We start from the raw sequence: 6908 nt of genomic DNA, 5'->3' as shown, positions 1-6908 counted from the left end.
CCATCAACCCGCCGGTAGCAATCAGTGCCGTCGCGGCTACCTGAGCCCGGGCGCCCAGAGGCTTTCCCGCTGCGTGGATGTGCATTGGTCGGCGAAGGCAAACCGGACGGGCGCTGGTCGGGCCCCACCACCTTGCAGTACCCGTCGGCACGAGATTGGAACGGGGGCCGTTGGGAGCCAACAAGGTTGGCCGTGGCCGGTTTTGTGGCGCTTCCGCGCTTTCGACGAGGCCGCCAGCCGAGAGTGGATTAGCCGTCCACCGCCCCGGCACGGCCCTGAGTTCGGCACGACGGTCTAAGTGGCGCGCGGCCGGAAGTATTGACCACGATACCCTACGGGGGTAGTGTCGACTACATCGAAAGATGTTGGTCTGACGCCACTGTATCCGTCGGCTACACGTGTGGTGCTTCTGCTCAACTCGACGGCCTTGAGGCACACCGAGTTGAGCATGCGGCGACAAATCACCGGTCGGCCAGGTTGACTCAAGTGATTATCCAGGTGCTGGTTTGCGCTGCTATCGCTATCGGCTCCGTCGGGGAAGCCGCACTGGCCAGTGCCGACCCGAGTCCGTTCGGCACCCTCAGCTGTAGCTGCCAAGACATAGCTCCAGCGGGCAGCCCAGCCCTAGGGGAAGAGACAGATCGGGGGATCCGGGAAGGTTTGTCTGCCTGGCTGCCAGGACATCGCGTCGAGCCAATGGAATAAGCGCCGCCTACGGTCGGCTTTCATGCTGCATTCTTTTCGTTGGTAACTGCTGTGATCCTCGATCAATCTCCTTGTCAACGAGCGGAGCTGTAGGTCAATACCCCTGATGCAGACCGCATCTCGCACGTGTAGCAGCGCAAAACGACGCGCGGTCGTATCAACCACGCTTTGCGCGCGGCCGCCAGGCGCCGATAAGACCACCTCCGTCAGCCACTAGTGACGGTGCTCCCGCCGTGATCAGAGGCGATGGCCCACCGACTTTTGTCGCGAAAGCCAATTGCACAGCGTCGTCATCAGCTACTAATGCCGGCAGCGCCAAAGAGTTAGTAGTCGAATAATGCTCTCGTGCAGGCGCTTCGCTTAGTCGCCGAACCATCGGACGACTCGTCGGGCCGAGCGCCAGCTACACGGGTCTTCGTCTCAGGTTCGTGTCATATATGACATCCATATGACATCTCAACTGAGAATGTGACACCGAAGCTGAGAACCTACACGGGCGATCAAGGATGCGGCGCACCCACCCCAAACCTGCCATTGACCAATGTCACCATTTGGTGTTGACTGCGTTGTATGACGGACGGCGTTCCGGCTCGCGGCTCGTTGCGATCCCGCGGCGCGGCGGCGGTAAGCGCGTACACCCTTCGGCCGATCACCAGCGTGATCCCGCCCGAGCGGGCATGGGGTCTGTGGCTCTCGCGCCAGATCATCGCCAGGATCATGGGAACCTTCGGCCCCTCGCTGGCGGGCACTCGTGTCGAACCGGTCGACACCAGGCTGCCCGACGGGCGCCGCATCAAGGGCGAATGGGTCTACGGGCCGCGCACGCCCACCAGCGAAACCGAGCGCTCATCGACAACCGCGGGAGCCATCTACTACGTGCACGGCAGCGGGTACGCCGTGTGTTCGCCAAAGACGCACCGGCGGTTGACATCCTGGCTTTCGTCCTTGACCGGACTTCCCGTGTTCTGCGTGGACTACCGACTGGCACCGCGTCACCGCTTCCCCACCGCGGCCGACGACGTCCGCGCGGGCTGGGACTGGCTGGTGAACACCTGCGGCGTGCCACCGAAACAGATTGTGATCGCCGGAGATTCGGCGGGCGGCCACCTGTCCGTCGACCTGCTGCTGCAACCCGACGTCTCCGCCAACCATCCTGCGGCACAAGTGTTGTTCTCTCCCCTGTATGACCTCACGTTCGAACTGGCGCTCGCCCGGGAACGGATACGCCCCGACCCCGCCACCAGCGCCGCGAACGCGGTGCGGTTGGTCGGCCTTTACCACAGCGGCGTCGAACTCACGCATCAGCGGCTGACACTCGACGTTGCGGGCGGCCCCGCGCTTCCGCCCACGCTGATCCAGGCCGGCGGCGCCGAGATGCTGCAAGAGGATGCGCGCCAACTCGCCGACGACATCCAAACGGCCGGGGGCCGATGCGAACTGCAGATTTGGCCCCACCAGGTGCACGTCTTCCAAGCGTTGCCACGCATGACCCCGGAGGCCGCCAAAGCCATGGCCTACGTAGCGCGATTCATCGCCCACGCCCTGCAGGATGCCCGCACCCCGGCCGAGGAGGCCCACTGACGATGTTGGACAGAATCCTCAACCGGTCGAAAATCAGCCACGCCGCCTCGGCGGTGGTGACGGGCGCCGGAAGCGGCATCGGCGCAGCCTTCGCCGTCGAACTCGGCCGTCGCGGTGGCGCGGTCGTGTGCAGTGACATCGACCAGACCGCGGCCCAACGCACGGCCGACACGATCGCCGAGCACGGCGGAAAAGCGATAGCAATCCGTTGCGACGTATCGCGATTCGACGAGGTGCAGGCGCTGGCCGAACAATCGCAGGACTGGTTCGCAGCGGCACCCACGTTGGTGATCAACAATGCCGGCGTCGGTGCCGGCGGCGCCGCGATCGGCGATGCGCCGCTGGATGATTGGTCATGGACGTTGGGGATCAACCTCTGGGGCCCCATTCACGGCTGCCATGTGTTCACCCCGATCCTGCGCGACGCCGAGTCCCGTGCGCCCCGGGGCATCATCAATGTCGCCTCCGCGGCGGCATTCGGCGCCGCCCCGGGTATGGCCGCCTATAACGTCAGCAAGGCCGGCGTCCTCTCGTTGTCCGAGACGCTGGCCGCCGAACTGGCCGGAACACCAGTGCGAGTCACCGTGCTGTGCCCGACCTTCGTCAAGACCAACATTCTCGAGTCCGGCCGCATCAGCGAACAATCCAGCGAACTCGCCGCGAAATTGATGCGCTGGACCGGATTGTCCGCGGAGAAGGTCGCGCGGACCTGCCTCGACGCACACGACCGCGGCGAGCTGTACTGCATGCCGCAGTTCGACGCCAAGGTCGGCTGGAACATCAAACGTTTGGCCCCGCAGGCCTATACGCGTACGGCCGGCCTGCTCTCCCGCATCAACTTGCCCTGAACGCCCGACTGGAAAGGACCTTCCCGGTGGCCATAGACATGGAAGCCATGCTCGCCAAGATCAAAGACCGGCAGTGGGCACTCGCCGACATCGATTGGGACGCGCCCGGCGCCGACATGATCAGTGACGAACAGCGGCCCCAGCTCAAGGCGTTCATGGCCGACCTGTGCTGGATCGAAAACATCGGCGCCAGGGGCTTCGCGGCGCTCGCGAAGAAGGCACCCACGGCGACCATCGCCGAGATCTACCGCTACTTCCACGCCGAGGAACAGCGCCACGCCAACGCCGAACTGGCGCTGATGAAGCGCTGGGGCATGCTCGAGGATGGTGAGATTCCCGAGCCGAACGTGAACATCCGGCTGGCCATCGACTGGCTGGACCGCTGGGCCGACGACATGCCGTTGTCTCTGCTCGGCACCGTCATCCCGATGCTCGAAGTCGCGCTGGACGGCGCCCTGTTGAAATTCCTCCTCGACGAGGTGCACGACCCCGTTTGTCACCAGGTTTTCGAGAAGATCAACAATGACGAATCACGCCATCTGGTCGTCGATTTCGAGGTTCTCGACATGATCGGGCACGCGAAGATCCGGCGGCTGCTGATCGACTTCATCGGTCACAATGCCACTCCGGGTCTCATCATCGGCGCGATCATGGGTGCACCGCTGATCAACAGGATCCGCAACGAGATCACCGCGATGGGTCTGGAGCCCGAGCGGCTTTACCGGGCCGTGAAGCGATTCAGGGAGCTTGGCGACCGCGGCGAACGCACCAAGCGGGTGCCGACTTATCGGTTCCTGAGGCGCTACGCCGGCGTGGTCACAAATCCCCGCCACCCGTACCACCTGCTGGCGAATTCGATGGTGTGGCTTTCCGACCGATATCCGCGGCCCCTGCTGCCGTCGGTACCGACTTGGGTCAGCGAACTCACCCACGAGCCGGCGGCATGAGCATGGCGAACAACAACGGTGCCCATGCGGCGCTGATCATCGGGGCCGGCTTCACCGGACTAGGCGCGGCGATTCGATTGGCCGAAGCCGGAGTCGACGACATCGTGATACTGGAGCGTGCGGACCGGGTCGGCGGAACCTGGCGCGACACAACGTATCCCGGTGCCAGTTGCGACGTCCCCTCACTGCTGTACTCGTACTCGTTCGTCAAGAACCCGACCTGGTCGCGGACCTACTCCCCCGCCCCGGAAATCTATCGCCACCTCGAGGACATGGCGGACCGATTCAACATTCGCGGCCGCATAAAGTTCGGCCACGAGGTGAAGGACCTGTCCTTCGACGAGGAAGCCGGCGTCTGGACCGCCACCACCAAGAACCGCAAGAAGTTTCGCGCACGCACCGTGGTGCTGGCCTCCGGCCCCCTGTCCGACGTCAGCTTCCCCGACATCCGCGGCCTGGACAGCTACCGCGGGCACAAGATCCACAGCGCCCGCTGGGATCATGACTACGACTTCGCGGGCAAGCGCGTCGCGGTCATCGGCACCGGCGCCAGCGCCATCCAGATCATCCCCGAGCTGGTCAAGAAGGCCGAATTCGTCAAGGTCTTCCAGCGCACGCCGTGCTGGGTGCTGCCGCGCTTGGACGTCGCCACCCCACCGTCCGTGCAAGCCTTGTTCGCCAAAGTCCCTGCCACCCAACAGCTTGCGCGCCAGGCCCTCTACTGGGGCCACGAAGCCAGCGCGACGGCGCTGGTGTGGGACACGCCGCTGACGTCGCTGGTGGCCCGGCTCGGGCGGGCGCACCTGCGCGCTCAGGTGAAGGATCCGTGGCTGCGCCGCCAGCTGACACCCGACTTCCGGCCGGGGTGTAAGCGCATGCTGGTCTCCAGCGATTACTACCCCGCGCTGCAGCGCGACAACTGCAAGCTCATCGACTGGCCGATCGCCACGTTGAGCCCGGCCGGCATCCGCACCAGTGACGGCATCGAGCACCACCTGGATTGCATCGTGTTCGCCACCGGCTACGACGTGCATCTGACCGGTCCGCCGTTTCCGGTCACCGGGCTCGGCGGGCGCTCGCTGGCCGCCGAATGGGCCGATGGCGCACAGGCTTACAAGAGCATCAACGTGCACGGCTATCCAAACCTGTTCGTGATGACCGGCCCCAACTCCGGGCCGGGGCACAACTCGCTGCTGGTCTACATCGAGGGCCAGCTGGACTACGTGGTCCGCGGCATCACCACCATCCTCAACGACGACCTGCGCTACCTCGATGTGCGCGAACACGTCCAACGTCGCCACAACGAGGATCTCCAGCGCCGGCTGACCAAGACGACCTGGATGTCAGGTTGCCGCAGTTGGTACCTCACCAAGGACGGATTCAACGGGTCGATGTATCCCGGCTTCGCCACGCAGTATCTTCGCCAGATGAGGGATTTCCGGTACGAGGACTATCAGGCGGTGGCGCACGCCCGGGCACACGCGACCCGGTCCGCCTGAGATGCAGGACTGACATGGCAACCGAGCGCGCGTCGCGGCCCGAGCCCGGCACCATCGCGGGCGTGCTGCACAACGTGCGGCGCGCGCCGAAACGCGTGCGGCGCCAATCGCGGGAATATCGCCAGCTCATCGAGGGCGCGGTGTCGCAGCTCTTCGACGCGGCGGTCCGTCACCCGCACGGCGGCGCGAACTCCGGTGAGTACCGAATCGACGACCTGGCGCGGTTGGCGGGCACCACGACTCGCAATATCCGCGTCTACCGCGACCGCGGGCTGCTGCCCCCGCCGCTGCGCGTCGGGCGGATCGCGTTGTTCAACGACACCCACCTGACGCGGTTGCGGCTGATCACCTCGATGCTTGACCGCGGCTACACCATTGCGCACGTACGAGAAATGCTCAGCGCGTGGGAGGAAGGCAAAAACCTCGGCGACGTGCTGGGCCTCGAAACCGCCATCGCGGGCCCGTGGACCACCGAGAAGCCGGAAACCCTGCCGCTGGCCGACGCCCAGCGACTCGTCGACGACCCGCACGCGTTCGAGCGCCTGGTCGCCCTTCAGCTGATCCGGATCGACGGGCCGCAAGCCACCCTCACCCGGCCGAAGCTCATCGAAGCGTTCAACGAGATCCGCGGCTACGGCGTCGAATTCGACAAGCTCATTGACCTGCACGAGCAGATCGTGCCCGAGATCGACAAGATCAGCGACATGCTGGTGCGCGCCGGGGCCGAGCACGTGCTGGACCGCATCAAGCCCGGCGAGCCGCTGCCGGCCGATGCCGAGATCGCCGAGCTGATCACCATGCTGGTGCGCTTCCGGACTCAAGCGGTGGCGACGGTCACCGCCACGCTCGCGTCCTCGATCGAATCCAATATCGAGTCGCTCGTGAGCCGCATTTTGGCGGACTATCTCGCCGAATCGAGCTCTTCGGCCTGAGCGGCGGTGGCTTTCGGGAATGTCCTCGGCCGCCTCATGCCGTGAGCGCGCGACCTAACAGTGGAGCGCTAAAAAGGGACGACAGTGCAGGTTGGGCACGTGAAAGTGCCCGTGCAGGCCGCTGCCGTGGGGAAAGTGAGCGCCAGCATGACGGCAAGAATGACTTTCGACTTGAGACCAGACACGAATACTCCATCCCGTTGAAGTTGGGACAGATGTTAAACGCAACACCGCGAAAAAACTTGAGAATGACGGATATTCGCTGTCAACCCTTTAGTGGACATTGAGATTTGGTGGGCCACGGGGCGGGAATTACCCACTGAACTGTGCATAACCGTATTCAGGGCCCACTCGGTGTCAGCGTTCCTTTCGTTTGAAGCACTTTGCTGGCGTTGA

Annotated in this window: 5 protein-coding genes; all 5 read left to right on the top strand. The window is 64.5% G+C overall.

The features are described from left to right. The first annotated feature begins 1275 nt into the window (after positions 1-1275). From JF781_RS09105 to JF781_RS09085, 5 genes are read left to right on the top strand one after another with little or no spacing between them, the layout of a single operon-like run. Complete coding sequence (locus JF781_RS09105; protein ID WP_225327163.1) at positions 1276-2286, top strand: alpha/beta hydrolase; 1011 nt, start codon at positions 1276-1278, stop codon at positions 2284-2286. A gap of 2 nt (positions 2287-2288) precedes the next feature. Further along, complete coding sequence (locus JF781_RS09100) at positions 2289-3134, top strand: SDR family NAD(P)-dependent oxidoreductase (protein WP_225327162.1); 846 nt, start codon at positions 2289-2291, stop codon at positions 3132-3134. 26 nt (positions 3135-3160) lie between these two features. Then, on the top strand, positions 3161-4081 hold the full coding sequence (locus tag JF781_RS09095; protein WP_225327161.1) for a ferritin-like domain-containing protein: 921 nt from the start codon (positions 3161-3163) through the stop codon (positions 4079-4081). Further along, complete coding sequence (locus tag JF781_RS09090) at positions 4078-5580, top strand: NAD(P)/FAD-dependent oxidoreductase (protein ID WP_225327160.1); 1503 nt, start codon at positions 4078-4080, stop codon at positions 5578-5580. The genes JF781_RS09095 and JF781_RS09090 overlap by 4 nt, the downstream gene beginning before the upstream one ends. 14 nt (positions 5581-5594) lie before the next feature. After that, the gene (locus JF781_RS09085; RefSeq protein WP_225327159.1) at positions 5595-6512 is read left to right on the top strand and encodes a MerR family transcriptional regulator; all 918 of its coding nucleotides are present in this window, start codon (positions 5595-5597) and stop codon (positions 6510-6512) included. Positions 6513-6908: the final 396 nt, after the last annotated feature.

This window comes from Mycobacterium sp. WUMAC-067, assembly GCF_020217485.1.
GTDB lineage: Bacteria > Actinomycetota > Actinomycetes > Mycobacteriales > Mycobacteriaceae > Mycobacterium.
Note: the sequence above shows the minus strand (reverse complement) of the source record. Positions and strands in the feature narration are given on the sequence as shown.